Source organism: gamma proteobacterium SS-5 (assembly GCA_009497875.2).
GTDB classification, from domain to species: Bacteria; Pseudomonadota; Gammaproteobacteria; order Chromatiales; family Chromatiaceae; genus Magnetovirga; species Magnetovirga frankeli.
This window is the reverse complement of the sequence record CP032508.2, coordinates 622,525-648,905: the sequence shown is the minus strand read 5'-3', so window position 1 is coordinate 648,905 and position 26,381 is coordinate 622,525. Positions and strand designations below refer to the sequence as shown.

The following is a 26,381-nucleotide window of genomic DNA, read 5'->3' as shown; positions in this document are numbered from 1 at the left end:
TAGATTGGGGTTTGCGGCATGGGGATTGATGCTTGATGGAGGAATATTGATTCAGGCTTCACAGGTCTGGCTTCACACTGTTAACAACCGGTCCATACAGGCGCTGGCTGTAGGCCATGAATGCAGGCTCGGCGGCCAGGCTGGCGTAGTCCGGCCAGAGGCGTTGGTAGCCGGGGTGCTCCTGGATCTCGCCTTCCTGCCGGAAGCCTCCCTCGTAGGTCTGCTGCGGCCTGCCTTGCAGCAGCCAGCCAAAGGCGGTCTTGCAGGGCAGCGGCAGGGGGTGTTGCATGGCCTCATGCCAGGCTTGCAGCAGATCCAATAGCCAGGTCTCGGCCTGTTCAGCGGCCAGGGGCGGCAGAATGATGTCACTCTCCGGGCCCAGCAGCCGAGTGGTTACCGGCTGGCGCAGCTGGGCAAACAGATGGGCCGGCCAGTGCCGCACCAGCTGATACCACTTGATCTCGTCGCCCTGGTACAGACGGCTGGCCTGCAGCACCAGCCGAATCACCTCGCCCTGGGCATTGGCGCGCAGGTCGGCCAGGCGTGCCTGCAACTGCACCTTTGCGGGGGCCTGGCCCAGCTCACCCAGCTGGGCGGGCAGGGCCTGAGTGTATTCCGTCAGCAGGCCAAGGTACCGCTCCAGGGGCGGCTGCAACTCCTCGCCCAGCTGCCGTTGCAGGGCACTGGCGAAGGGCGGCATGGGCAGTTGCCCGGCGCGGCGCAGGCCCTGTGCGGCGCAGGCCAGCAGCTCGGCGGGGGCCTTGTTCGCAACCTGCCCCGCTGCCTGCGCCAGCTCCAGGCCGACCTGACGCAGCATTTGATCCTGCAGCGACCATTTCTCCAGGCCCTGCACAGCGAAGGTCTCGCTGTCCTCCTGGGCTGCGTCGATGCGGAAATCGGCCACTCCCAGACGGCGCTGATAGAAGCAGGGCAGCGGCCGACGCAGAAATTCGGCCAGGTCGCCCAGACCCAAGGCCCCTTCCGGGCGGTAGCTGGCCAGGGCGTTGACGGATTGGCCCTGCTCGGGCCGTTCGGGACCGGTATGTACCCGGCGCCACTCATGGGCGTAGGTGAACAGGCGGGTATCCTTGCCCTCGGGGGCGAGGCTGAAATAGCGGCGGCTGAAGGGCTGTAGTGGGTGCTCCGTGGTCAGGGCGGCGAGCAGTTGCTTGCGCCGCGCCGCCTCGGAGCAGGGTTCCGATTGGTCCTGAGCCAGCCGCCACCCGGCGGCTATGTGGTCACGCAATTGGCCGAGCAGTACCGAGGGTGGCCGCAGGGAACCATCGCGGATATCCCGCCCCACCCAGCTGATCACCAGCCGTTCCCGCGCCGAGAGCAGGGCCTCAAGGAACAGGTAGCGGTCGTCTTCCCGGCGCGATCTGTCCCCTGGCCGGTAATCCCGTGCCATGAGGTCGAAATCCGCCGTCCGGTGGCTGCGTGGGTAGTCACCATCGTTCATGCCGAGCAGCCAGATCTGTTTGAAGGGTACGGCACGCATGGGCATGAGGGTGGCGAAGTTTATCGCCCCGGCAAGGAATTTCTGGCTCAGGCTGGGCCGGTCCAGGGCGGCGAGCAGGGCCTCGCGCACCACCTCCAGGGGTAGGGTCTGGGTTGCCAGCCCGGCCTCTAGCCAGAACTCCAGCAGCCGCTCCAGTTGCAGCTCCAGCTGGTTCAGGGCCCAGTCGTCCTCGGTGCTGTCGCTGAGGAAAAAGCGCTGCAGCAGATCCTGTAGCAGATTCAGCCAGGCCTCTGGCGTCTGTGCCTGGCGCAGCTGTTCCCGGCTGGCGGCCAGGTCTTGCAGCAGGCGATACAGGGGGCCGACCAGGGCCGCCTCCAGGCCGCCGATCTCGGCATAGGGCTCAATCCCCTGCCAGGCCCCGGCATCGCCCTGGGCATAGCCCAGCAACATGCGCCTGAGACCAAACATCCAGCTGTTCTGCTCCAGGTCCGGCAGATCCAGGCTGGCGCGTTGTGCCCCATCCAGCCCCCAGCGGATGTTGGCCCCCCGTATCCATTGGCCCAGACGGGGCAGATCGGCGGGGTTCAGGCCATAACGGCGGCGCAGGGCCGGGGTGTCGAGCAGGTCGAGCAGTTCGCTCACGGCAAAGCGCGATTCGGGCAGCTGCAGCAGCCGCTCCAGGGCGATGATCAGGCTGTTGTGGCGGCGCTGGCCGCGATCAGAGATATGAAAGGGCAGAAAACGTGGCTCCCTCGCCGTGCCCGATGCCCCTGGCCGCGCGGCATGGCGGCCGAATACCGCCTGGATGTGCGGGGCGTAGGTGTCTATGTCCGGCGCCATCACCAGCACATCCCGCAGGGCCAGCGATCGGCCCTGTCGGCAGGCCTGCTCGAAGGCATCGAGCAGTTGATCATGCAGAATCTCCACCTCCCGCTGCGGGCTGTGGGCGATGATGAACTCCAGGCTGCGATCCCGCGCAGGGTCGATCAGGCTCGCCAATTGGTGCCGCTCCGGCAGCGAGTCAAGACGCAGTATGTCGCCCTGTAGCTGGTGCAGCAGGCAGTCCTCGCCGGGGTCCTGCCAGAGGTCGATGCGCCCCTCGGTAAATTGGTCGCGATAGCGCTCCGGCTGGTCCAGCTCATCGAGCAGGTGCAGATAATCCCGGCCCTGCTTGCCCCAGGCCGCGAGCAGGGGGTTGCCGTGCTGGTGCAGGGTCTCGCGCTCGGCATCCCTGGGCAGCTTGCGCTGGCGAATACGCCTGTATTCCCGGCGCAACAGCTCCTTGCCCTCGATCAGATCTCCCCAGTATTCCCGACAGGGGTTGCTGCTGAACACCATCACCTGGGTGAAGGGGGCTATGGCCTGTAGCAGCTCCAGCACCTGACGCGGCAGGGAGGAGATGCCGAACAGGATCAGCCGTCGCGGCAGCTGTGCTGGCCGGTCCTCCATGCCCAGAGTGGCGCAGTGGCGCACAAAGGCCTGGTGGATCTCGGCCCGGCTGGCGCTGCTCCAGGGGGCTTGTCGATCCTGGCGCTCGGCGGCCAACCCCTCGCGCAGCAAACGCCAAAGGGCCGGTTGCCAGAGCTGCTTGGCGGCCAGTGGCTGTAGCTGGCCCTTGGCCAGGCGCAGCCGGTCGCGCCCCTCGGCCCAGTCGTGCAGCCAGTCGGCCCGGTATAGCTGATATTGATCGAACAGATCGGCCAGCCCCATGGCCAGCTGATAGCGCCGACGCGGGTCGTCGTCCTGCTGCAGAAAGCCCTGTAGCGGCTCCAGGCATTGGCCCTGGGGCAGACGCGCCGCCAGCCCCGGCAGGTCCCCGAGCAGGCCGTACAGCCGCCAGCCCAGCGGGGCCTTGTCGAAGGGGGATTGGCTGGGCAGGTCCTCGAACACCGAGCGATAGGCCTGCCACACAAAGCGTCCAGGCAGCTGCATGTCCAGGGCCGCTGCGATGCCGCAGCCGGGGTCCTCGGCCAGGGCCAGCTTCAGCCACTGCGCCATGCCGTTGCTCTGCACCAGCAGACACTCGGGCTCCAGCGGGGCCAGCGGCTGTTCACTGACCCAGCGCACCAGCAGATCACGCAACAGCTCCAGCTGGTTGCCCTGCAGCAGCATGAATCCCGGGGTCAGTGCGGTCATTGGGCTTGTCTCCGTAGGCCTGCAAGGGACGAGTGAATGGGCTATCTTAACAATTCAGGGCACTGAAGACCGACCGCTTAAGGCACCGACAACCCACACAGGAGAACACCCATGGCCTTGTACCGGCACATACTGCTGGCATTGGACCTCTCCGCCGAGGACCAACGCCTGCTGCAGCGGGCCGCCGACCTGTGCACCCTGTGCGGTGCCCGACTGAGCCTGCTGCATGTGATCACGCAGCCCAGCCTGGGCTATGTCTCCGAATTCCCGGTAAGCGAGGAGATAGGCCTGCGCCAAGGCCTGCAGGAACAGGCCGAGGTGGAGTTGGCGCAACGGGCCGGGCAACTTGATGGCGTGCAGATGGACTGGCATGTCGCTAACGGCTCGGTCCGGCATGAAATCGAGCGGCTGGCCGAGGGGCTTGGCGTGGACCTGATCATGCTTGGCAGCCATGGCCGCCACGGCCTGCGGTTGCTGCTTGGCTCCACCACCGATGGCGTGCTGCACCTGGCCTGCTGTGATGTGCTGGCGGTACGCCATGCCTGAGCCGCAGTCCGCGACGGAGGAATTCTGGCCCACCCGCCACTGGCACGGCCTGGCCGATGGCCGGGTGCAGTGCGACCTCTGCCCGCGCCATTGTCGGCTCAAGGAAGGCCAGCGCGGGCTCTGTTTCATCCGCATCAATCATCGGGGCGCGGTGGCGCTCACCAGCTATGGCCGTGCCAGCGGCTATGCCATAGACCCCATCGAAAAAAAGCCCCTGTATCACTTCCTGCCGGGGACCCCGGTGCTCTCCTTCGGCACCGCCGGCTGCAACCTGACCTGCAAATTCTGTCAGAACTGGGACATCAGCAAATCCCGCGAGACGAACCGACTGATGCAACAGGCCAGCCCCGAGACCATTGCCCAGGCGGCACTCAGGCTGGGCTGCCGCAGTGTTGCCTTTACCTACAACGACCCGGTGATCTTCCACGAATACGCCATGGACACCGCCCAGGCCTGCCGCGAGCTGGGCATAAAATCCGTGGCGGTGACCGCAGGCTATGTCGATGCCGCGCCCCGGGCCGAGTTCTACCACTGGATGGATGCCGCCAATGTGGACCTCAAGGGCTTCAGCGACGCCTTTTACCAGCGCCTCTGCGGTGGTCAACTGCAACCGGTGCTGGAGACCCTCGAGTACCTGGCCCGGGATACCCAGGTCTGGCTGGAGACCACCACCCTGCTGATCCCCGGCGAGAACGACTCGGAGCGGGAGCTGGAGGCCATGAGCCAATGGCTGGTGGAGCACCTGGGGCCGGACGTACCCATGCACTTCAGCGCCTTCCACCCGGCCTGGAGGATGACCGAGCCTGCGCCAACACCCCATGCCAGCCTGCTGCGGGCGCGTCAGATCGCCCGCAACAACGGCGTGCGCCATGTCTATCTGGGCAATGTGCATGACCCCGAGGCAGACAGCAGCTATTGCAGCCACTGCGGCAGCCTGCTCATCGGCCGCGATTGGTATCGGCTGACCCAGTGGAACCTGGACGCCGAAGGCCGCTGCCGCCACTGCGCCAACCCCTTGCCCGGCGTACTCGAAGCCCAACCGGGCAGCTGGCATGAAAAGAGGGAAAAAAGGGGTCAGGAAAAAAGGGGTCAGGTCTAGAATCATAGCCATTTCCAGCTTTGGAGGAGAGAACAGGGTCTGTAGTCTGAAACCTAGACCCAACCCCTTTATCGCAACCTCTTTACCGAGTATCGGGTAGTTGAGTGATCGGCCGCCCCGCCTTACACTGACCAGCCTGACTTGGTTTGGCGAGGAAAAGTCATGCGTGAATGGGCCTTACAGGACGCCAAGGCGCGCCTGAGGGCGTTCTTTGCGATCCGTTTTCGCTTCCGGTTCAGACCGCTATGGGTGCCTTGATGTGCGGGTGCGGGTCATAGCCCTCCAGGCTGAAATCTTTTCGCGTTCCCATGCCGCGCGTGGGAACGAGAAAAACAAGAAGCGCAAGACAATTAGTGTAAATGGTAAGGTGTCACCGTAATTCTCACCGTAATTCTCTTTGTTATGCGATTCTTGCTTAAGGGACTCGCCCTCAATCCTCTATCTCACCAAGGATTTCTTTTGCACGCTTCGGGTACTTGTTTAGCAACCACTTCAGCACTTCTTCTTGATCTATACCTCTGGCTCTTCGCACCTGAATAAGTAATTTTTGGGATGTTGGCCGATCTAACGTCAGATTCGAGGCCCCTTCGTTACACACTGAACATAATGCACGGAGATTTGATGGGTCGTCTGTTCCGCCTTGACTTTTGTCTATGATGTGGCCGAGATGCAATCGCGTCTTTCTGGCCGGATCATAAGGGTGTGGCTCACCGGCAACCGCACCACACATTTGGCAGGTAAAACCGTTCCTATCCAAGACATAGGCGCGAGTTTCCTTTGATATCGCTCGCTCGAACGCTGGGATTGGTTTTGGGTCTTCGAGGAGATATTGTCCAGCCTTTAGCTCATTTCTGTCATTGTGAGTAAGTATTCTATAGCCTTCCTCGTTACGAAGCTCTCGAACACGCCTTGCCCACTCAGTAATTCCTCCAGCAACTTCTCGCAGCTCATCCGAGTCCATTATCTTTCCGATGTTTGCGAGAAAATGCGCTCTGAGTCTTGTGCGGGCACCCTGTTTCTTTGTCATGCTCAAACCGCCATTGAGAATATTTTCTTGTGTGTTAGGCATCCGTATATTTTTTCAGCTACAGCGTGTGCAACCGGAGGCGGGAATGCATTCCCAACCTGACGATATGCCGGAGTTTTTTTACCGCTGAAAACCCAATCGTCGGGAAAGCCCTGGATTCGTGCCACCATCTCAACAGTAAGTCGAGGCATGCCAACAAAGTCTTTTTCTGGTGGCTCATTAGCTATGCCCATACCGTCAACGCCAAGAGTTGCCCAAGCGCATTTCGCGCGAGTTGGCCCCAGGTCGGGTCCACCGTGCTTCTTAGAACCACCTACAATAGTCGGTGCAATATCATCTGCCTGTTTCACCCACTTCTTCGCACCTCTCCACCCCTTGGAGGCCATTTGATCGTATAGCAATTCCCCTACCGTTTTAGGGTTAGATTTATGAGATGTCGGCCAAGAAAAATTTTCGGCCAGATCTTTTCGGATGCCGACAATAATAACGCGAGGCCTTAGTTGCGACACACCAAAATCGGAAGCGTTAAGTAAGCGCCACTCTGTAACATACCCGAGTTTCTCAAGTTGCCGTTTGAGACTGCATCTGTAGTCTTCAAATACCGCATCCAGAAACCCGCGTACATTTTCAAGCATTACTGCTCTGGGTCTACACTCGCTTACTAGCCTTAGCGCTTCGGGAAATAAATCTCGGTCGTCGCCTTGCCCAAGCTGTTTCCCTGCTTTTGAGAAAGGAGGGCAAGGCACACCACCTGCCAACAAATCGATGTCCTTGTATTTATCAGCATGAAACTCACGTATATCAGCCTCAATGACATTCCAACTAGGCCGGTTATACCGTAGTGTTTCACAACAATGCTTGTCGATTTCTACCAATGCTTCCGGTTCAAAACCGGCTTTCTCTAAGCCTAATGCCTGGCCCCCGGCCCCGGCGCATATTTCGATGCTGCGTAGATTACTCATTGTTTTTCCTCATTTAGGTCACTAGTGTCCCGTTAAAAAAGCCATAGATCCCTGCAAGATAATGTTTCTATTTGGTAATTTCTAAAATTTGTGGTGTTAGCAACTTGAAAATCGATCCGATACCCATTGATCATTCCTGCTGGACTCCAACGAGGATAGATCATGTACACCGGCAGGCTGATTTTCTCGCAGGTCATGGCGCACTTGCCACTGCACACTTTTCGGCGTTGTGTCGCTCGCTATCGAGGCGAACACTACGTCAAGCATTTCCGCTGTCTCGACCAATACTATGTCATGGCCTTTGCCCAGCTCACTTATCGGGAGAGCTTGCGCGACATCGAGGCTTGCCTTCGTGCCCACCAGAGCAAGCTTTATCACATGGGGCTTCGTGCTCCCTCCGTCGCGCGCAATACCCTGGCAAAAGCCAACGAGCGTCGGGACTGGCGTATCTACGCCGACTTCGCACAAGCCCTGATTCGTGTCGCCCGCCCTCTCTATGCCGACGAAGACCTAGGGCTGGAACTGGACAATACGGTCTATGCGCTGGATGCCTCCACCATCGACCTGTGTCTATCGATATTCCCTTGGGCGCTGTTTCGTACCACCAAGTCTGCCGTCAAGCTTCATACCCTGCTGGACCTGCGTGGCAACATCCCCACGTTTATCCATATCACGGACGGCAAGGTACACGACGTCAACGCCCTCGATATGTTGCTGCCGGAACCGGGCGCTTTCTACATCATGGACCGTGGCTATGTGGACTTCCGACGCTTATTCACCTTGAACGCCGCAGGCGCATTCTTTGTCATCCGCGCCAAATCCAATACCAAGTATCGGCGCCGCTATTCCCATCCCGTCGACACCGCCGGCGGGGTGCGCTGCGATCAGACCGTCGTACTCACGGGTGTGCGCTCAGCCGTCGATTACCCGCAGCCGTTACGCCGGATCAAGTATCACGATACCCAGACCGGCAAGACATTCGATTTTCTGACCAACAATTTCAGCGTCAAGGCACAGACGGTGGCCGACCTATACCGCTATCGCTGGCAAGTGGAGTTGTTCTTCAAATGGATCAAGCAGCATCTACGCATCAAGTCGTTTTTCGGCACCACAGAGAATGCGGTCAAAAGCCAAATCTGGATTGCCATCTCAGTCTACGTGCTCGTGGCCATCATCAAAAAGCGCCACGACATCAAGGCCGATCTTTACACAATCCTACAGGTTCTGAGTCTAACCCTGTTTGAGAAAACATCTATAGAACAAGTACTTAATTTAAGAGATCGCACGTCGGAAGACCATGGTAACCCTAAGCAACTGGATTTATTCGATAATTTAACGGGACACTAGTGCATTTAGGTAAGGTTTTTGTGGCTCCGCCACAAATAAATCTGTCTGTCTAGCGAATCTGGATTTATTGACGTACTCCCTCATAAATTCCCTAAGGAAAAGAGGGGTCAAAAAGAGGGGTCAGGTCTAGAATCATAGCCATTTCCAGCTTTGGAGGAGAGAACAGGGTCTATAGTCTGAAACCTAGACCCAACCCCTTTATCGCAACCTCTTTACCGAGTATCGGGTAATTGAGTGATCGGCCGCCCCGCCTTACACTGACCAGCCTGACTTGGTTTGGCGAGGAAAAGTCATGCGTGAATGGGCCTTACAGGACGCCAAGGCGCGCCTGAGGGCGTTCTTTGCGATCCGTTTTCGCTTCCGGTTCAGACCGCTATGGGTGCCTTGATGTGCGGGTGCGGGTCATAGCCCTCCAGGCTGAAGTCTTCGAAGCGAAAATCAAACAGAGAGCCGACCTCCGGGTTGAGCCGCATCTGCGGCAGGGGGCGCGGTTCCCGGCCCAGTTGCAGGTCCACCTGCTGCAGGTGATTGAGGTAGAGGTGGGCATCGCCCAGGCAGTGGATGAACTCCCCCGGCTGCAAGCGGCAGACCTGCGCCAGCATCAGGGTCAGCAGGGCATAGGAGGCGATGTTGAAGGGCACCCCGAGGAAGACATCGGCGCTGCGCTGATACATCTGGCAGGATAGCCGACCCTCGGCGATATAGAACTGGAACAGGGTATGACAGGGGGCCAGGGCCATGCGCCCCTGATCGGCGTTGGCCTGGGGGCTTTGGCCCTCGTCCGGCAGGTCGGCCACGTTCCAGGCGCTGATGATGTGACGGCGCGAATCCGGGTTGCTGTTGATCTGCGCGATCAGCAGGCTGATCTGATCATAGTGGCGGCCATCGGGACCGGGCCAGCTGCGCCATTGGCGGCCGTACACCGGGCCCAGCTCGCCCTCGGCATTGGCCCATTCATCCCAGATGGAGACGCCGTTTTGCCGCAGATAGGCGATGTTGCTCTCACCGCGCAGAAACCACAGCAATTCGTGGATGATGGAGCGCAGATGCAGCCGCTTGGTGGTCATCAGGGGGAAGCCCTGGGCCAGGTCAAAGCGCATCTGGTAACCAAACAGGCTCAGGGTACCGGTGCCGGTGCGATCCGCCTTGCGCACCCCCCGCTCACGCACTTGGCGCATCAAATCCAGATATTGCTGCACGCTCGGTCCTCATCTTGGTGGTTGGCAGGTAGGCATCTGACCCGGTGAAGCGGCGTCTTCGGATTTTGGACCACCGGGAGCTGACAGTAAGCGCTAATCGATCACCGCCCGCACCCGGTTGCCGCTACCCAGGTATTCCAGTTGGCTGAAGCTGAGGGCGCGGGCCATGGCGATGCCTCGGCCGTGGTTGTCGAAGGCCCGCTCCGGGTCCATGTCGAGAAAGCGGTGCCAGTCAAAGCCCTCTCCCTTGTCCTCGATCAGCACCTCCACCCGATCCCTACCGCGCTCCAGCTCCAGGGTGGCGTATTTGTCCTGGTTTTCCGGCAGCTGCAAGCGCCGGTGGATCTCCTCGCGCCAGTCCCCGCTCATGTTCAGCCTGCTCTTGTCGCTGTAGCTGATGCCCAGGTTGCCGTGTTCCACGGCGTTGACCATCAACTCGGTCAGCCCCAGCAGGGCCTGCTCCGGGTCGGGGCAGGCCTTGGCCAGCAGCAGCGCCAGGTTCTTGGCCTCGTCCAGGGTACGGAAGCGGAACCGGCCGCTGTCGATGAGCAGAAAGGAGTGCACCACATCGTTGCGCGCCCGCTCCAAGGTACGGTAGCTGTGGAAGTGGTCAATGGCCGATGCCACCACCGTCTTGAGCTGGACAAAATCCACCGGCTTGGTGAGGTAATAGAAGGCCCCCATGGCCATGCCGCGCAGTACGTCCTCCTCACTGTCCAGGGCGGAGGCGAAGATGATGGGGATGTTGCGCGTGTCGGGGTCTTCCTTCAGCCGACGGCAGACCTCAAAGCCGTCCATCCCCGGCATCATGATGTCGAGGATGATGGCGTCCAGCGGCTGATTACGGGCGATGTTGATGGCCCGCTCGCCATTGATGGCGGCGTAGATCTGATAGTCGTCCCGCAGTGCCTCGATGATCAGATCGATATTGTCTGGCACATCATCAACGGCGAGAACGCCCAGTTTTTCTTCCGTCTCGGCCATGGTCTGTTTGCTCGAATCACCTACTCAGGGCAGATGGGCCCAGTCCAGCAGACCCCGTACCTGGGCGCAATCGGCCTGGGTGGCCAGGCTGCTCAGGCGCTGTTCCAGGACAGAGGGCCGGGGCTGGCTCGGGGCCTGGAGCCTGCCCGCCAGCTCCGCGCTGAATGTTGGCTCCAGGCCCGACTGGCAGCGGCCAAAGGCGGCAAGGGCCCAGTAGCCGCCGGCCAGAGCCAGGGTGCGGCGATCGCCGCAGTGGGGAATATCCTGGCCACACAGCGGTGGCTGTTCCGGGTATTGGGCCAGAATCGCTCGCCAGGGCCCCTCGCTCAGGCGCAGCTTGATCAGCCCGCGGCCTATGCCATAGCGGAAGGCCTGCCGTTCCAGCTGTTCGATAGGGTTGGCCTGGGTGGCGTTGGCCTGGGCGGCGCTGGGCCGGGGCAATTCCGCGTTAGTCGAGTCCGGCTCGGGTTGCCAGGGCCAGGCCTGGGGTTGCAGCTCGATTTCGCCCTGGTAAAAGGCGTCCAGCTCGCTTTGCAGGCCCGCCGTCTGCATCAGGGGCGCCACGGCGATGATCAGCAGCATCACCAGCAGGGCGGCGGCGAGCATGGCCGCGCCGGAGGAGCTGAACAGGCGTTGCCGCCAGGTCGATTGGGGGGTTGTGGCGGGTTTCATCAAGGCCCTCTGGGGTAAATTTTGCCCGAATGCGGCAGTTTAACCGCGAATCTCAGGGATTCATGGTGAATTATCAAGCCAGAAAGCGCATCTGGCCAGGGGGCCACAGGGCACGCAGAGGAAAATGAATGCCATACTGCCGGATATTACTGTGAAGCATAACTGCTTGACCCTCGTCATTCCTGCCAGGCAGTGGCGGGAATCCCGTGCCATGGATGGCAGGCTTCGCAACGAACAGACCTTGCCCTCCTTGGCCACTGGATTCCGGCGATCCATGCCGGAATGACGGCTGAGTAGTGACCCTGAAACAACCCTGGGGATTGCCTCTTATCTTGGGCGTTCCGAGTCAAAGCGGCTCCAGATTGGCATAGGCGGTCATCAGCCACTTGCTGCCTGCGGTCTCAAAGTTGATCTGAATCCGCGCCTTGCCGCCCTGGCCCTCGGCGTTGAGCACCACGCCCTCGCCGAACTTGGGGTGACGTACGCGCTGGCCGAGCTGGAAGCCGACCGAATCCAGGTCCCTGTCATCGGTGAATGCCGGTCGGCTCACCCGCGCCCGGTTGCGTACCTCTTCCACCAGTCCGCGCGGTATCTCGCGCAGAAAACGCGACGGCAGGGGGTAGGTCTCCTTGCCATACAGCTGACGGTTTTCCGCCTGGCAGAGGAACAGCCGCCGCATGGCCCGGGTCATGCCCACGTAGCACAGGCGGCGCTCCTCCTCCAGCCGACTCGGGTCCTCGCTGGACAGGCTGTGGGGAAACAGCCCCTCTTCCATGCCGACCATGAACACCAGGGGGAACTCCAGGCCCTTGGCGCTGTGCAGGGTCATCAGCTGGACGCAGTCTTCATAGGGGTCGGCCTGGCCCTCACCGGCCTCCAGGGCGGCGTGGGAGAGGAAGGCGAACAGGGCATCGCCCTGCTCAGGGTTATGCCCCAGGCCGAATTGCTTGGCCGCCGCTACCAGTTCCTCCAGGTTTTCTACCCGGTCCTGGCCCTTGCCGTCCTTGCTGTTCTTGTGGTGTTCGATCAGCCGGGAGCCGTGCAGGCAGTGAGCGGTGCGTTCGTGCAGCTCCAGCTCGGCGCTGTTGGCAGCCAGCTCCTCGATCAGATCGAGAAAGCCGCGCAGGGCATTGGCGGCGCGGGCGCTCATCTGGCCGCCACGGATCAGCTCGGCGCTGGCCTGCCAAAGGGAACAGCCGAATGCGCGGGCATGGGCGCGCACCGCATCCAGGGTGCGGTTGCCGATGCCACGGGTGGGCAGGTTGACCACGCGCTCGAAGGAGGCATCGTTGTGGCGGTTGCTGAGCAGTTGCAGATAGGCCAGGCCGTCCTTGATCTCGGCCCGTTCGAAGAAGCGCAGGCCACCATACACCCGGTAGGGCATGCCCATCTGCATCAGCGTCTCTTCAAACAGGCGCGATTGGGCGTTGGAGCGGTAGAGGATGGCGCACTCGCGCCGGGCCAGGCCCTGTTCGACGTAGTGCTGGATGCGCTCCACCACAAAGCGCGCCTCATCCACGCCGTTGTAGGCCTCATAGATGCGGATCGGCTCGCCCTCGCTGTCCTCGGTCCAGAGGTTCTTGCCCAGGCGGCCGCTGTTGTGCTCGATCACCGCATTGGCGGCAGCCAGGATATTGCCGCTGGAGCGGTAGTTCTGCTCCAGGCGGATCAGCTCGGCATCCGGGTACTGGCGCTGGAAATCCTGGATGTTCTCCACCCGCGCACCGCGCCAGCCGTAGATGGACTGGTCATCGTCGCCCACTACGAACAGTCGGTTCTGGTTACCGGCGATCAGCCGCAGCCAGCCGTACTGGATGGCGTTGGTGTCCTGAAACTCGTCCACCAGGATGTGTTGGAAGCGGTCGCGGAAATGCTCGCGGATGGCCTGATTGTCCCGCAGCAGCTCCAGGGCGCGCAGCAGCAGCTCGGCAAAATCCACCAGCCCGCCGCGCTCGCAGGTGGCCTGGTATTCGCTGTAGATCTGGATCAGCCGCTTCTGATGGGGGTTGTCTGCATCCAGGTGCTGGGGGCGCAGGCCCTCGTCCTTCTGGCCGTTGATCCACCACTGCATCTGCCGGGGCGGCCACTTGTCCGGGTCGATGTCGAGGGCGCGGATCACCCGCTTGACGAGACGAAACTGGTCGTCGGAGTCGAGGATCTGGAACTCCTGCGGCAGCCCGGCCGCCTGCCAGTGCTCGCGCAGCAGGCGATGGGCCAGGCCGTGAAAGGTGCCCACCCACATGCCCAGGGTCGGCCGCCCGAGTAGCTGCTGGATGCGTTGCTGCATCTCACGCGCCGCCTTGTTGGTGAAGGTCACGGCGAGGATCGACCAGGGCCGGGCCTGCTCCACCTCCAACAGCCAGGCGATGCGGTGCACCAGCACCCGGGTCTTGCCGCTGCCGGCACCGGCCAGCACCAGGGCACCGCCGGGGGGCAGGGTTATGGCCTGACGCTGGGCATCGTTGAGGCCGTCGAGTAGGTGGGAGACATCCATCGGCAAATGATATCAGACAGGGCCTGGCAACCGGGCCGAATCAATCGTAATCCTTGTCCTTCCAGGCACGCAGGGTGGTAAAGACCGCCTCGCTATCGGTCAGGGGTCGGTCGGCATAGGCCTCGGCGGCGAGGATCACCTCAGGCACCTGGGTACGCAGAAAGGGGTTGCAGGCCAGCTCCGTCCGCAGCGGGGTGGGCAGGCTGGGCCGCCCCGCCGCCCGCTGCGCGGCCACCTGCCGGGCGTACTCGGCCAGGGCGGCACTATCCGGCTCGACCCATTGGGCAAAGCCGATGTTGGCCTGGGTATATTCGTGGGCGCAGTAGCACAGGGTATCCGGCGGCAGGGCGGCGATGCGCTGCAAGGAGGCGTGCAGCTGGCCTGGGGTGCCGCTGAACACCCGGCCGCAGCCACAGGCGAACAGGGTATCGCCGCAGAACAACGCACCAGGCCGGTAATAGGCCAGATGGCCCTGGGTATGACCGGGCAGCTCCAGCACCTGCAGGCGGATGTCGCTGTGTGGCAGGGTGATAGCGTCGCCATCACTGAGGGGATGACTCACCCCGCTGGCCGACTCATGGGCCGGGCCATACACCGGGATGCCGGGAAAGGCCTGCACCAACTCGCCCACACCGCCACAGTGGTCGCCGTGCTGGTGGGTGACGAGGATCGCCGCCACCCTCAGGCCCTCGGTGCGCAGCCGGGCCAAGACCGGCTCGGCATCGCCGGGATCCACCACGCTGACCCAGTCGGCGGGCTCGGCATGGGGGATCAGCCAGATGTAGTTATCGGTAAAGGCAGGGATGGCGGTGATGGGCATGGCAATCAGCTCCTTACCAGTAACATACTGAATAAAAAACGAAAACAGGCGGCACGGGGCAGGCTACTGATAGAGTTCGGCCGGGTCGATCAGGGGGGCCGAGTCCACCACCAGGCGGTCGCCCGCCACGCGATGGTAGAAGCAGCTGCGGCGACCGGTGTGGCAGGCCGGGCCGGTTTGATCCACCCGCAGCAGAATGGCATCGCCATCGCAGTCCAGCCGCATCTCCTTGAGCCACTGCACCTGACCGGACTCCTCGCCCTTGCGCCAGTAGGCCTGGCGCGAGCGTGACCAGTAGCAGACCCGGCCAGTGCGCAGGCTTTCCTCCAGGGCGGCGCGGTTCATCCAGGCCAGCATCAGCACCTCGCCGCTGTCGTGCTGTTGGGCTATGGCCGGGAGCAGGCCAGCGGCATCCCAGGGCAGGCTATCCAGGGCCTCGCCCAGGCCGATGGAGCTGCCCGGCTGCATGGATTCAGTTTGTTTCAGCGACATGCTCTACCTCCAAATTGGGGCCGCCAGGGCCTTAGCGATTGCTTAATCCCTGTTCGACCGCCATATCATACGCCGACAGGGTACAATACCCCACCGGCCAGCTTGAAAGACCCCATGACCTCTATCTATCGCATCAGCTTCATCAACCAGGGCAAGATCTACGAACTCTATGCCGAATCCGTGCATCAGAGCGAGATGTATGGCTTTGTCGTGGTCGAGGGCCTGCTGTTCGACCAGCACAAGGGGCTGGTGATCGACCCCGCCGAGGAAAGGCTGAAGGACGAATTCAGCGGTGTCTCGCGCACCCTGGTGCCCATACACGCCGTGATCCGCGTGGACGAGGTAGAGAAAAAGGGCACCAGCAAGATCCACGAGATCGACGGCAAGGGCAATGTCATGCCCTTTCCCACCGGCTTCTACCCACCAGGGGGACGCACCACACCATGACCCCGACTCCAGCGGAAAACAGTCAACTCAAGGCGCTGATCGCCCGTCAGCGGGCCTCGCTCTACAACCTGCTGCTCGATCCCATGCAGCGGGCGGCGCGGCGTTGCGCCAAGGTGCTGGACGACAAGCAGGCCCTGGATGAAACCCTGCAACACCAGTTGCAGCGCCTGCCCTATGCCACCTTTATGTACGTGATGGACGCCAGCTGCCGCCAGCTGTCCGACAACGCCTCCCATGCCGGTCTGGTTGGCAAGGACTTCAACCGCGACCGCTCGGATCGGCCCTACATGCAGCAACTGGACCCCGAGCGCGACATGACCCTGTCCGAGGCCTATCTGAGCCTGCGCGCCAACCGTCCCTCGGTGACCGCGGTGCAGAAGATCCAGCGCGATGGCCAGCTGCTGGGCTATCTGGGGGCCGACTTTGACCTGCGTGATCTGCCCCTCACCCGCGAGCATTACGAGCAGCCCGGTCAGTGGCGGCAGATCAAGGGCGATCCGGCCATTCGCGGCCAGGTGTTCAAGCAGTGCCGCATCGACAGCGCCCTGGATGGGCAGATCGACCTGGTCATCCCGGTGCTGGCGGAACTGATGGCGCAAAACGGCATCTTCCACGGCAAGCTGCATTTCTCCAGCAGCCGCGCCACGGTGTGGAGCCTGGAAGACCCCTACCGGTTCCACATCCTCAGCCACGAAGAGCTGATGGACCCGGACATCTGCCTGGCCTACCCGCATTACCCCTACCCCAAGGACGCCATGGTCCCGGTGGAGAGCATCCGGCCGATACTGGACACCTTCAAGCACCTGCGCTTTGCCGATCAAACCTTCTACCTGCGGGCCGGCTCCATCAATATCTTCAACGGCATCGTCGGCCTGAATTTCTCCTGCGATGGCTCCCACTACATCCCCTACGACCAGTTTCTGGCGCGGGATTCGGCCTTCTGGGAGGGCATGTGACAGCAAATCGAACTAAGGGCCTAAAGTTTGCCAGAATCCGGCCGCCAACCTGATCGTCCCTTTCGACAATGGGCATTTTTTTCACTCGTACTGGAGAGGTTTAATGGACGCGACACTAAACCCGGTCTCATCGACCGCTATGAGCGGCAACCTGCAACTGCAGGCGGCCATGTTGGGCAAACAAAAAGACGTCATGGAGCAACAGGGCCAGGCGGCGCTGAAGCTGGTGGATTCTGCTGCACAGGCCGCTCCCGAGGGAAATCTGGGCCAAAATCTGAATGTCTATGCCTGAATCAGGCCAAGCCTGAACACTCAACTCAACTCAACTCTAGCCCTGGCCGCTTCCCGTAGCCAGGGCCTTTTTTTGCCCCCTGCGCCATCCGCACCGGATTCGGGTAAACTCCATCAGGGACGCAGAGGATGCAGAGGATTGAACGGCGCAGATGCGAGCGAGGGGAAATTGCTGCTCGATGAAATGGAGGTCGGTCATGGCGGTTTGACCTGGCAAGGTCAGTGGCTGCCTATATGCCCGCTGGCGGGCGAATGAGGCTTTCTGCAGGAATACCCAGGGCGCGATGAAGGTTCCAGATCATACGCAGGGTCGGCGGCCTTTTGTGGGCAAATATCTCCTAAACCCGCGAGCCAGTACCAATGGGTGGTTTCTACTGTCCTCTGTTTTCTGGCCTCTGTCCTCTGTCTTCTGTTTTCTGACCCCGGGCCACTGATTCATGAACCTAAATCGCTTGCTTCTGCCGTATTGTCTGATTCTGCTCTGGCTGCTGCCCGGCCTGTTGGGCGCGGCCGGTTATCGCATCGGTTTTGCCCAGGATACCCTGGCCAATGACTGGCGTCGGGCCCAGGTGTGGGAGGTGCAGCGGGAGTTGCAAAAACACCCTGGGGTGGAGTTCATTTATACCGATGCCAGGGGCGATACCGCCCTGCAGGCCATGCACATCGAGCAGTTGGTGCGCCAGGGGGTGGACCTGCTGATCACCAGCCCCAGGGACCAAAACCTGCTGGCCGAGGTCATCGCCGGGGTCCGCGCCCAGGGCACGCCGGTGGTGCTCCTGAGTCGCGGCATAGCCAGTGATGACTACGATTGCTTTATCCGCCCGGACAACGCCGCCATTGCGCGCAAGGCGGCGGAGTATCTGGTCGAACGGCTCGGCGGCAAGGGTCATATCCTGATGTTGCAGGGCATCCCCGAGGCCACCACCACCCGGCAGCGCACCCAGGCCTTTGTTGCCGTGACCCAGGCCTACCCCGAGATCCGCATCACCCATCGGGTGGCCAATTTTTTGCGCGCCGATGCCATTCTGGCGGTGGAGGAACTGCTCGCCCGCAGGGTGCGTTTTGATGCCATCTACGCGCACAGCGACAGCATGGCCGCCGGTGCGCGCATGGCGTTGAAATATCAGGGCATAGCCCCCGGCAGCCTGCCCATCGTGGGGATCGATTACGTGCCTGAGGCGCGTCAGGCGATACTGGCCGGTGAGCAGAGCCTCAGCTTCACCTACCCCACCGGCGGCCGGGAAGGCGCGCAGATGGCCCTGCGCCTGCTGCGTGGGGAGCACGTACCAAAAGAATGGCTCCTGGAGTCGGTGCCGGTAAACCGGGACAATGCCGCCGAGGTTGAGCCGGTTTTCTGAGCAAGAAGCTAAGAATCATGGGGCGATCCCACACCTATCTGAGCTGGATGTGGGGCACCCCGGAACACGAAACATCTTCTGGCGATTTCGGGATTCTGGACTCGTGAGTTGCCAGCCCCATGATGGGCGGGAGAACATAGGGCGGCCCATGGCGGGCGCGGCCCGCCCTATGCCGCATGGCAAGCCAGTCGCTGCCGCAAGTTTCACACTAACACCGCTGGCTGAGTAAAGCGGAAGCCCGAAGCCCAGTGCCACACAGCAAGGTCCTTGCCTGACATGAATCCTTCTTCCATCAGCTTCAGACTCCTGCTGTTTTCCTTTTTCAGCGTGGTCCTGTCCCTGGCTGGGGTGGGCTATTTGATCAACAGCAGCCTGCTCGACTATCACCGTAATCAGGCCCAGGAGCAGATCCGCTCGGGCTTTGATCTGGTGCAAAACCATCTGCGGCAACTGGAGCAATCGGTGCTGGAAAATACCGCCACCATGGCCCGCAGCCAGCGGTTGCGCGCCTCGCTCAATCTCATTGCCCGCTATCAGGACCCCAAGGACTACAAGGCCGGCCTGTTCGACGCGGAAAAGAAAAAGCTGCTCGATCTGTTGCTGCCGCAGCTGCGCACCAGCCAGGCCAACGAACTCTTTCTCTATGATGACCGGGGTCAGCTGGTGCTGTTCATCATCGGCAGGGGCACGGAGCATGTGCGCGGCATCCTCAGCTTCCGCGATGGCCTGCCCAAGCTGCAATTCCTGGATGACCCCAAACTGCCCCTCGACCAGCAACGGCACCTGCGCCAGGGGCTGGAGAAGCGCCTGCACAGCGACTTTCCCGCCGGTGAGCTGATCGACTACCGGCTCTACGAACAACACCTGCATCTGTTTGCCAAACGCACCCTGCTGCTGCCACTGGGCCCCGACGAGCAACGCCCGATCGGCAGCCTGGTACTGGCCAAGCGGCTGGATCAAGGGTTCTTCCAGGCCCTGCCCGCCAGCGGCCTGGAATTCAGCCTGCTGGCCCCTGGTCTTGCGGTGGTGGCCGGTCAGGTCAGTGAGGACCTGCAAGACTTTGTCATCGCCCAGCTGCGCCGGGGCATTCCGGGTGAACACCTCAGCTATAGCCCCAGGCTGGGCTTTGTCGGCATACGTCAGGCCCCGGCACCCCGTCTGGGTGACTATTACACCCTGGCGCGCTATCCCGACAGCAGCTACAGCGTGGCCAGCCAGAGCACCCGCCGCTCGGTCCTTATGGCCATCCTCCTGGTTACCCTGCTGGTCATCCCCCTGAGCCTGATCTGGCTGCGGCAGATGATCAACCGCCCCCTGCATGAGCTGACCCTGGGGGCGCGCCGGTTCCAGGCGGGGGACTACCTCAGGCCGGTGCAGGTGCCCGGCCGCAACGAGTTGGGCGAGCTGGCCCAGGCGATGAATCAGATGGCCGAGGATATCCGCGAACGGGAGCATTTCCTGCAAACCATCATCGACCAGCTGCCGCTGATGCTCTTTGTCAAGGAGGCCGAGGGTTTGCGCTTTGTCCACTTCAACCCGGCCGGGGAGCGCCTGCTGGGGATACGCAAGGAAGACCTGCTTGGCCGCTGCGATGCAGACCTGTTTGACCCGCAACAGGCCGATATCTTCAGCCAGAAGGATCGAGAGGTGTTGGAGCAGGGCCGGGTACTGGATATCGCCGAGGAGGAGATCCATACCCCAGGGGGGCGCAGGATACTGCACACGCGCAAGGTGCCGATCAAGGATGAACAGGGCCAGCCGCGCTTTCTGCTCGGCATCTCCGAGGACATCACCGAGGCCAAGGCCAGCGAGCGCGAGCTGCGCGACTACCGCGACAACCTGGAGCGCCTGGTGGCCCAGCGCACCCAGGAGCTGGAGCAGGCCAAGACCGAGGCGGAGCAGGCCAACCGTGCCAAGTCGGAATTTCTGGCCAACATGAGCCACGAGATCCGCACGCCGATGAACGGCATCATCGGCATGACCCACCTGCTGCTGTCCAGCGAGCTTGCGCCCAAACAGCGCAACTTTGCCCGCCGGGCTCACGATTCCGCCGTCGGCCTGCTGGGCATACTCAATGATATCCTGGATTTTTCCAAGATCGAGGCCGGTCGCCTGGAGTTGGAGGTAGTGGGTTTCCGCCTGAACGAACTGATCGAACAGCTCAACAGCCTGGTCGGCTCCAAGGCGGAGGAGAAGGGCCTATCGATCCAGATCAGGGTGGCCCCAGAGGTTCCCAACATGCTCCTCGGCGACCCCCTGCGCCTGCGTCAGGTATTGCTCAACCTGCTCAGCAACGCAGTCAAGTTCAGCCCGCCGGGGGCCAGGGTGAACCTGAGCGTGGCGCTGCAGGAACAAAACCCGCAACGGGTGCGCCTGCTGTTCTCGGTGGCGGACAGCGGCATTGGTATCAGCAAGGAAGACCAGCAAAGACTGTTCCAGGCCTTCAGCCAGGCCGATGCCTCCACCACCCGCAAGTACGGCGGCACCGGGCTGGGCCTGACCATCTCCCGCCGGATCATCGGCTACATGGGCGGCGACATCAAGCTGGAGAGCGAGCCCGGCGTGGGCAGCACCTTCTCCTTCAGTATCGAGCTGGGCTGGCGCGCCACGGAACCCGAGGCAATACCGAGCCTGGCCCAGGATGTCCAAGATCTGGAGCAGATCCAGGCGCGTCTGCGCGGTGCCCGAGTGCTGCTGGTAGAGGACAACGAGATCAACCGCGAACTGGTAGTGGAACTGCTCGCCAGCCGGGGGGTCAGAACCCAGGTGGCGGTGAACGGCGAACAGGCGCTGAGGCGGCTGGAGCAGAACGACTTCGATCTGGTGCTGATGGACTGCCAGATGCCACGGATGGATGGCTACGAGGCGACCCGGCGCATCCGTGCCCAAGCGCGCTATCGGCAGCTACCCGTACTGGCGCTGACCGCCAATGCCATGATCGGCGACCGGGAAAAGGCCCTGGCGGCGGGCATGAATGACCACATCGCCAAGCCGATCGACCCGGACAGCCTGTTTCGCGTCATGGGCCGCTGGTTGCAGGCCGGCCAGGGCGTGCTACAGGCCTCAAGCGGCGACCTGCCGACCGATGAGACCGACGAACTGGCCCAGCTGGCCGGGCTGCCCGGCATCGACAGCGCCCAGGGGCTGGCCACCACGCAGCACAACCTGGCCCTCTACCGGCGTCTGCTCAAGCGCTTTTACGCCAGCTACAGGGACTTCCCGCAGGGCTTTGCGCTGGACGTCCGCCAGGCCATCGAACAGGGCGACTGGGAAGAGGCCAGACGCCTGGCCCACTCCCTCAAGGGGGTGGCGGGTAACCTCGGCATCACCCAGGTACAACAGCAGGCGTCCCTGCTGGAGCAGAGCTGCCGCGAGCAGGGGCCACAATGGCAGGGGCAGCTACAGGCCCTGGGCGAGCAGCTGGAGCAGGTGCTGACCGGCCTGGAGCGGTTGCAGCCAGAGGCCCAGGCGGCCCGGCCGACCCTGGCGGCCGAACTCAAGACCCAGTTGCAGCGCCTGCTGGATCTCTTGCAGGCGGATGATTTCAGCGCCCACGAGATGGTCGGCCAACTGGCCCAGTGCCCCGGTGCCGAGCATCATGCCGCCGCCATCAAGGCCATAGAACGGGCCCTGGAGGCCTACGACTACAGCCACGCCGCCCGGCTGATCCGCCAACTACAGCGGGGTTGAGACAGAATCGGCGCAAAAAATGAAAGCCGCGCCTACGGCCACGGGCCGCCCTATTCGATTGGCTGAGATTTGTGGGCAATCAGGGAAAATGAAGGCCCTGTAACTCACGAGCAAACTTCCCTTTAAAACCCAGAACGCAAACACCCAAGGCCCATGTCCGACCCCACCCCATCCAGCCCCAACCCGTTCGGCCCCAACCTGGGCCTGCGCCAACGCGCCGAGCGCCTGGTCCAGGCCAAGGGCTTTGGCCAACTGATCATCGGCCTGATCATCATCAACGCCATCATCCTCGGCCTGGAGACCTCGCCTGCCATCATGGCCAGCTACGGCGAGCTGCTGCTGCGGCTGGACAAGATCATCCTCGGCGTCTTCATCGTCGAGATACTGCTCAAGCTCTATGTCCAGCGTTGGTCCTTCTTCCGCAGCAATTGGAACCTATTCGACTTCGCCGTGGTCGCCATCGCCCTGATCCCGGCCAGCGGTCAGTTTGCCGTATTGCGCGTGCTGCGGGTGTTGCGGGTACTGCGCCTGATCTCCCAGTTTCGCCAACTACGCATCGTGGTCGAGGCCCTGCTCGGCTCCCTGCCCGGCATCGCCTCCATCGCCGGGCTCATGGGGGTGCTGTTCTATGTCTTCGCCGTCATCGCCACCAACCTGTTCGGCCAGGGCTTTCCGCACTGGTTCGGCAGCCTGGGCCAGAGCCTCTATACCCTGTTCCAGGTGATGACCCTGGAGAGCTGGTCGATGGGCATAGCCCGGCCGGTGATGGAGGTCTATCCCTGGGCCTGGGCCTTTTTTGTACCCTTTATCCTGATCGCCACCTTCACCATGCTCAACCTGTTCATCGCCATCATAGTCAACAGCATGAACGCCATAGAACAGGCCAACAAGGAAGAGACCAGCGGCCTGATCCAGCAGGACATCCAGGCCACCCACGGCCTGGAGGAGGAGCTTAGGCAGCTGCGCAGGGAGGTACAAGGGCTCAGCGCCAAGCTGGACCCAAAAGACCCCTGATCCGGTACCCCATGGGCCTCAGGTTCAAAACCCCGGCAGAAACAGGCGGCCCCGGTCGGTTTCGTATTCACTCACGCGACAGCCATAGACCTGCTCCAGGTGTTCCTGGCTGAGCAACTCCTCGCTGCGCCCGGCCCGCCAGCGGCCATCACCGAACAGCAGCAGCACCCGGTTGCAGCAGCGCTGGGCCAGGTTGGGGTCGTGCAGGCTCATCAGGCAGGCGTGGCCGGGCTGGCTGAAGCGCTGTGCCAGCAGTTCGGTGAGACAGGTGCGGCGGCAGGGATCGAGCTGGCTGTCGGGCTCATCCAGCAGGGCCAGGCTGGGCCGCTGCAACAACAGCTGGGCTATGGCCAGGCGCTGGCGCTCGCCGCCGGAGAGGCTGTCGCTTTGGCGCTCGGCCAGTTCGGTCAATTCCAGCAGGTCCAATAGATCCTCCGCCCGGCGTCGCTCGGCCGGGCTGGGCCAGCCCCAGAAACCAAGATGGGGGTGGAGCCCGGCCAGCAGGGCCTCGCGCACGCCGATGGGAAAGCTGTCGTTTTGTTGCTGCAACAGCAGGCCAAGCTGGCGGGCGATCCGCGCCCGACGCAGTTGGCCCAGGGGCTGACCTTGCAGGTGAATCTGGCCGCGCTGTGGTGCCATCAGCCCGGCCAGGCAGTGCAGCAGGCTGGTCTTGCCGCTGCCGTTAAGGCCAAGCAGGGCCCAGCGCTCACCGGGCCGGATGCGTAGGTGCAGCCCCCTGACCAGGCAGTGTTGGCCGTAGCCCAGGCTTAGGTCTTCGATCTGGAGCATCAGCGGCGGTTGAGCAGGTAGAGAAACAGGGGCACGCCGATCAGGGCGGTGAGCGCCCCCAGGGGCAGTTGCTGCGGGGCGATCAGGCTGCGCGCCAGGGTGTCGGCCAGGAGCAACAGCAGACCGCCGATGAGCAGGGCGCCGGGCAACAGCAGTCGGTGGTCACTGCCGCCGAGCAGGCGGAACAGGTGCGGCGCCACCAGGCCGATGAAGCCGATGCTGCCGGCCAGGGTGACGGCGCTGGCGGTGAGCACCGAGCTGAGCAGGAACAGGATGATGCGCAGGCGGCGTACCTCCACCCCCAGGGCGGCGGCCTGTAGCTCGCCTTGCAGCAGCAGGTTCAACTGGGGTGCCAGCAGCAGGCCGATGAGCAGGCCGCCAAGCAGGATCAGGCCGGGACCGAGCAGGCCCTGGCTGGTGGACAAATCGCCCATCAGCCAGAACAGCATCCCCGGCAGGCGCTCGCTGGGGCTGAGCGCGAGTACCAGGCTGATCAGTGCGCCCCAACCGGCGGCGATCACCACCCCGGTGAGCAGCAGGCGCTGGATGCTCCAGCCGCGTGCGCTGGTCAGGCCGAACACCAGCAGCAGGGAGACCAAAGCCCCCAGCGCCGCCGCCGGGGTCAGTGGCAGCAGCGGGCTGTTCAGTAGCAGGGCGGCCAGGGCACCGGCGCTGGCCCCGCCGGAGATACCGAGCACATAGGGGTCGCCCAGGGGGTTACGCAGCAGCACCTGGATCAGGGCCCCGGCCAGGGCCAGCAGGCCGCCGCAGATCAGCGCCGCCAGGGCGCGGGGCAGGCGCAGGTCGAGCACCAGGCCCCGCAGCAGGGGCTCGCCGCCACCGCTCAGCGCCTGCCAGAGCTGATCCGGGCCCAGGGCCAGGCTGCCGCTGGCCAGGGCGGCAAGCAGCCCCAGCGGGGTAGCCAGCAGCAGACCGAGGAGCAGGCGGTGGTTGTTAGGCATGTCGGCTAGGTAAGAGCGGGACGCAGAGGACGCAAAGCAGCGCAGAGGACGCAGATGAAGAATGAGGGTGACGTAGCCCGGATTCCGCCCTTCGACAGGCTCAGGACATCGCTTCGCTGCATCCGGGCTACGGGGTTGGCTCTCGCACCAGTGGCCAGGCCTGTCGGGCTGAAGCCCGACCTACAGGCCCTATGGCTCCGCGCTTCTCGGCGGACTCTGCGTCCCAAAAAACCCATGGCCAGCCTAGCCGCGCAGGCTGATGATCGGCCAGCCGCGCTCTTGGGCCTGCTCTGCCAGGGTCGGGTCGGGATCGACGGCGACCGGCTGGCTGACCTGTTCCAGCAGGGGCAGGTCGTTGTGCGAGTCGCTGTAGAAGCTGCTGCCGCTCAGGTCCAGCCCCTGCTGTTGCAGCCAGTGCCGCAGCCGGGTCACCTTGCCCTCGCGGAAGCAGGGCACGCCGGCCACCCGGCCGCTGTAACTGCCATCGATGAACTCAGGCTCGGTGGCGATGAGTTGATCGACACCGAAACGCGCGGCAATGGGGGCGGTGACGAAGCGGTTGGTGGCGGTGATGATCACCGGCTGATCGCCCTGGCTGCGGTGGTGCGCCACCAGTTCCAGCGCGGCGGGCAGGACGATGGGTTCGATCTTCAGCCGCATGAACTGCGCGTGCCATTGCTCCAGTTGTTCCAGGGGATGCTGGCTCAGCGGGCGCAGGGCGAAGGCGAGGAATTGGTCGATATCCAGCAGCCCATCCCGGTATTGCTGGTAGAAGCGGTCGTTGGCGGCGCGGTACTGCTCGCCATCGACCACCCCAAGCTCCACCAGGTATTCGCCCCAGAGGTGATCGGAGTCGCCGCCGAGCAGGGTGTTGTCGAGATCAAACAGGGCAAGGGCCATGGGCTGTTCCTCAGCGCTAACGGGTATAGTTGAGATGAATTTTCTTTATTAGCAGTAGCTTATCTATCCATCATCCGGCCAGGCCAGCACCTTTAGCGGTTGCCGCTGGGGCCGTGGATGTGAAAGAATGCGGACCATATCAAACTCAGACAAGAATTACTCAAGTGATCGATTCCGATGGTTTTCGTCCCAATGTCGGCATCATCCTCTGCAACGAGCAGCGCAAACTCTTTTGGGGACGGCGTATCGGCCAGAATGCCTGGCAGTTTCCTCAAGGCGGCATCGACGAGCAGGAGACGCCGGAACAAGCGATGTACCGTGAGCTGGAGGAGGAGGTCGGGCTGCTGCCCCAGCAGGTGGAGTTGATCGGCAACACCCGTGGCTGGCTGCGCTACTACCTGCCCAAACGCTTTATTCGGCGCAACTGCCAACCCCTGTGCGTGGGCCAGAAGCAGCGCTGGTTCCTGCTGCGGGTACTGTGCGAGGAGAGCGCGTTTTGCCTCGACCGCAACGCCAAGCCTGAATTCGACCACTGGCGCTGGGTACACTACTGGCGGCCGGTCAATGAGGTGGTCTATTTCAAGCGCCAGGTCTATACCAGGGCCCTGCGCGAGCTGGCCCCCTTGCTGTTTCCCGAGGGCGCGCCACGCCAGCGCAGCGACTGGCAGCGGGAGTCCCGCTACGGCCGTCAATCCAGCCAGCGCCAGGGAGCAAGACGCTGAACCGCCTGTCCATTG

The 26,381-nt window shown here is 62.6% G+C and carries 22 protein-coding genes; 10 read left to right on the top strand and 12 right to left on the bottom strand.

Features of this window, described 5'->3' with window-relative positions; translation table 11 throughout:
- Nucleotides 1–58: 58 nt before the first annotated feature.
- Nucleotides 59–3,595 (bottom strand): exodeoxyribonuclease V subunit gamma, encoded by a 3,537-nt coding sequence (gene recC, locus D5125_08255; GenBank protein QFY89479.1) that lies wholly within the window; start codon nt 3,593–3,595, stop codon nt 59–61.
- A gap of 111 nt (nt 3,596–3,706) precedes the next feature.
- Here recC and D5125_08250 point away from each other — a divergent pair, with 111 nt between their 5' ends.
- Nucleotides 3,707–4,141 (top strand): universal stress protein, encoded by a 435-nt coding sequence (locus D5125_08250; GenBank protein ID QFY89478.1) that lies wholly within the window; start codon nt 3,707–3,709, stop codon nt 4,139–4,141.
- A complete protein-coding gene (gene amrS, locus D5125_08245; GenBank protein ID QFY89477.1) occupies nt 4,134–5,240 on the top strand; it encodes an AmmeMemoRadiSam system radical SAM enzyme in 1,107 nt (368 codons plus the stop codon). Before D5125_08250 ends, amrS begins: the two co-directional genes overlap by 8 nt.
- Nucleotides 5,241–5,670: 430 nt before the next feature.
- On the opposite strand, the gene D5125_08240 is transcribed toward amrS, so the two are convergent.
- Nucleotides 5,671–6,201 carry an HNH endonuclease gene (locus tag D5125_08240; protein QFY91095.1) on the bottom strand — a complete coding sequence of 177 codons (531 nt, stop codon included), beginning with the start codon at nt 6,199–6,201 and terminating at the stop codon, nt 5,671–5,673.
- Nucleotides 6,202–6,269: 68 nt separating this feature from the next.
- Nucleotides 6,270–7,229, bottom strand: coding sequence for a DNA cytosine methyltransferase (locus D5125_08235; protein QFY89476.1), 960 nt, complete (start codon nt 7,227–7,229; stop codon nt 6,270–6,272).
- A gap of 162 nt (nt 7,230–7,391) precedes the next feature.
- Between D5125_08235 and D5125_08230 the strand changes: the two genes are divergently transcribed.
- A complete protein-coding gene (locus D5125_08230) occupies nt 7,392–8,576 on the top strand; it encodes an IS4 family transposase (protein QFY89475.1) in 1,185 nt (394 codons plus the stop codon).
- Nucleotides 8,577–8,941: 365 nt separating this feature from the next.
- Here the strand turns inward: D5125_08230 and D5125_08225 are convergent, their stop codons facing one another.
- The 6 genes from D5125_08225 to hisI all read right to left on the bottom strand — a co-directional run bounded on the left by D5125_08225 (nt 8,942) and on the right by hisI (nt 15,213).
- Nucleotides 8,942–9,775, bottom strand: coding sequence for a thymidylate synthase (locus D5125_08225; protein ID QFY89474.1), 834 nt, complete (start codon nt 9,773–9,775; stop codon nt 8,942–8,944).
- Between the two features lie 93 nt (nt 9,776–9,868).
- Nucleotides 9,869–10,759: a response regulator gene (locus tag D5125_08220; GenBank protein ID QFY89473.1), complete on the bottom strand. Its 891-nt coding sequence runs from the start codon at nt 10,757–10,759 to the stop codon at nt 9,869–9,871.
- Between the two features lie 24 nt (nt 10,760–10,783).
- Nucleotides 10,784–11,431 (bottom strand): hypothetical protein, encoded by a 648-nt coding sequence (locus D5125_08215; GenBank protein QFY89472.1) that lies wholly within the window; start codon nt 11,429–11,431, stop codon nt 10,784–10,786.
- 346 nt (nt 11,432–11,777) lie between these two features.
- Entirely contained in the window at nt 11,778–13,925 is a 2,148-nt protein-coding gene (gene uvrD / locus D5125_08210; GenBank protein QFY89471.1) for a DNA helicase II, read from the bottom strand.
- Between the two features lie 40 nt (nt 13,926–13,965).
- Nucleotides 13,966–14,745 carry a hydroxyacylglutathione hydrolase gene (gene gloB, locus D5125_08205; GenBank protein QFY89470.1) on the bottom strand — a complete coding sequence of 260 codons (780 nt, stop codon included), beginning with the start codon at nt 14,743–14,745 and terminating at the stop codon, nt 13,966–13,968.
- Nucleotides 14,746–14,808: 63 nt separating this feature from the next.
- Nucleotides 14,809–15,213: a phosphoribosyl-AMP cyclohydrolase gene (hisI, locus tag D5125_08200; GenBank protein QFY91094.1), complete on the bottom strand. Its 405-nt coding sequence runs from the start codon at nt 15,211–15,213 to the stop codon at nt 14,809–14,811.
- Nucleotides 15,214–15,351: 138 nt separating this feature from the next.
- Here hisI and D5125_08195 point away from each other — a divergent pair, with 138 nt between their 5' ends.
- From D5125_08195 to D5125_08170, 6 genes are all read left to right on the top strand, one after another.
- Nucleotides 15,352–15,684, top strand: coding sequence for a DUF1820 family protein (locus tag D5125_08195; protein QFY89469.1), 333 nt, complete (start codon nt 15,352–15,354; stop codon nt 15,682–15,684).
- Complete coding sequence (locus D5125_08190) at nt 15,681–16,640, top strand: PDC sensor domain-containing protein (protein QFY89468.1); 960 nt, start codon at nt 15,681–15,683, stop codon at nt 16,638–16,640. The genes D5125_08195 and D5125_08190 overlap by 4 nt, the downstream gene beginning before the upstream one ends.
- A gap of 103 nt (nt 16,641–16,743) precedes the next feature.
- Nucleotides 16,744–16,932, top strand: a complete 189-nt coding sequence (locus tag D5125_08185) for a putative motility protein (GenBank protein QFY89467.2) — start codon at nt 16,744–16,746, stop codon at nt 16,930–16,932.
- A gap of 436 nt (nt 16,933–17,368) precedes the next feature.
- On the top strand, nt 17,369–18,289 hold the full coding sequence (locus D5125_08180) for a substrate-binding domain-containing protein (protein ID QFY89466.1): 921 nt from the start codon (nt 17,369–17,371) through the stop codon (nt 18,287–18,289).
- A 276-nt stretch (nt 18,290–18,565) separates the two neighbouring features.
- Complete coding sequence (locus tag D5125_08175) at nt 18,566–21,979, top strand: response regulator (GenBank protein QFY89465.1); 3,414 nt, start codon at nt 18,566–18,568, stop codon at nt 21,977–21,979.
- A 153-nt stretch (nt 21,980–22,132) separates the two neighbouring features.
- A complete protein-coding gene (locus tag D5125_08170; GenBank protein QFY89464.1) occupies nt 22,133–22,993 on the top strand; it encodes an ion transporter in 861 nt (286 codons plus the stop codon).
- Between the two features lie 24 nt (nt 22,994–23,017).
- On the opposite strand, the gene D5125_08165 is transcribed toward D5125_08170, so the two are convergent.
- The 3 genes from D5125_08165 to D5125_08155 form a co-directional block, all read right to left on the bottom strand.
- Complete coding sequence (locus D5125_08165; GenBank protein ID QFY89463.1) at nt 23,018–23,782, bottom strand: ABC transporter ATP-binding protein; 765 nt, start codon at nt 23,780–23,782, stop codon at nt 23,018–23,020.
- Nucleotides 23,782–24,744, bottom strand: coding sequence for an iron ABC transporter permease (locus D5125_08160; GenBank protein ID QFY89462.1), 963 nt, complete (start codon nt 24,742–24,744; stop codon nt 23,782–23,784). Before D5125_08160 ends, D5125_08165 begins: the two co-directional genes overlap by 1 nt.
- 243 nt (nt 24,745–24,987) lie before the next feature.
- Nucleotides 24,988–25,644, bottom strand: coding sequence for an HAD family hydrolase (locus D5125_08155; GenBank protein QFY89461.1), 657 nt, complete (start codon nt 25,642–25,644; stop codon nt 24,988–24,990).
- Nucleotides 25,645–25,808: 164 nt separating this feature from the next.
- Here D5125_08155 and D5125_08150 point away from each other — a divergent pair, with 164 nt between their 5' ends.
- Nucleotides 25,809–26,366, top strand: a complete 558-nt coding sequence (locus D5125_08150) for an RNA pyrophosphohydrolase (GenBank protein ID QFY89460.1) — start codon at nt 25,809–25,811, stop codon at nt 26,364–26,366.
- The last annotated feature ends 15 nt before the right edge of the window (nt 26,367–26,381 follow it).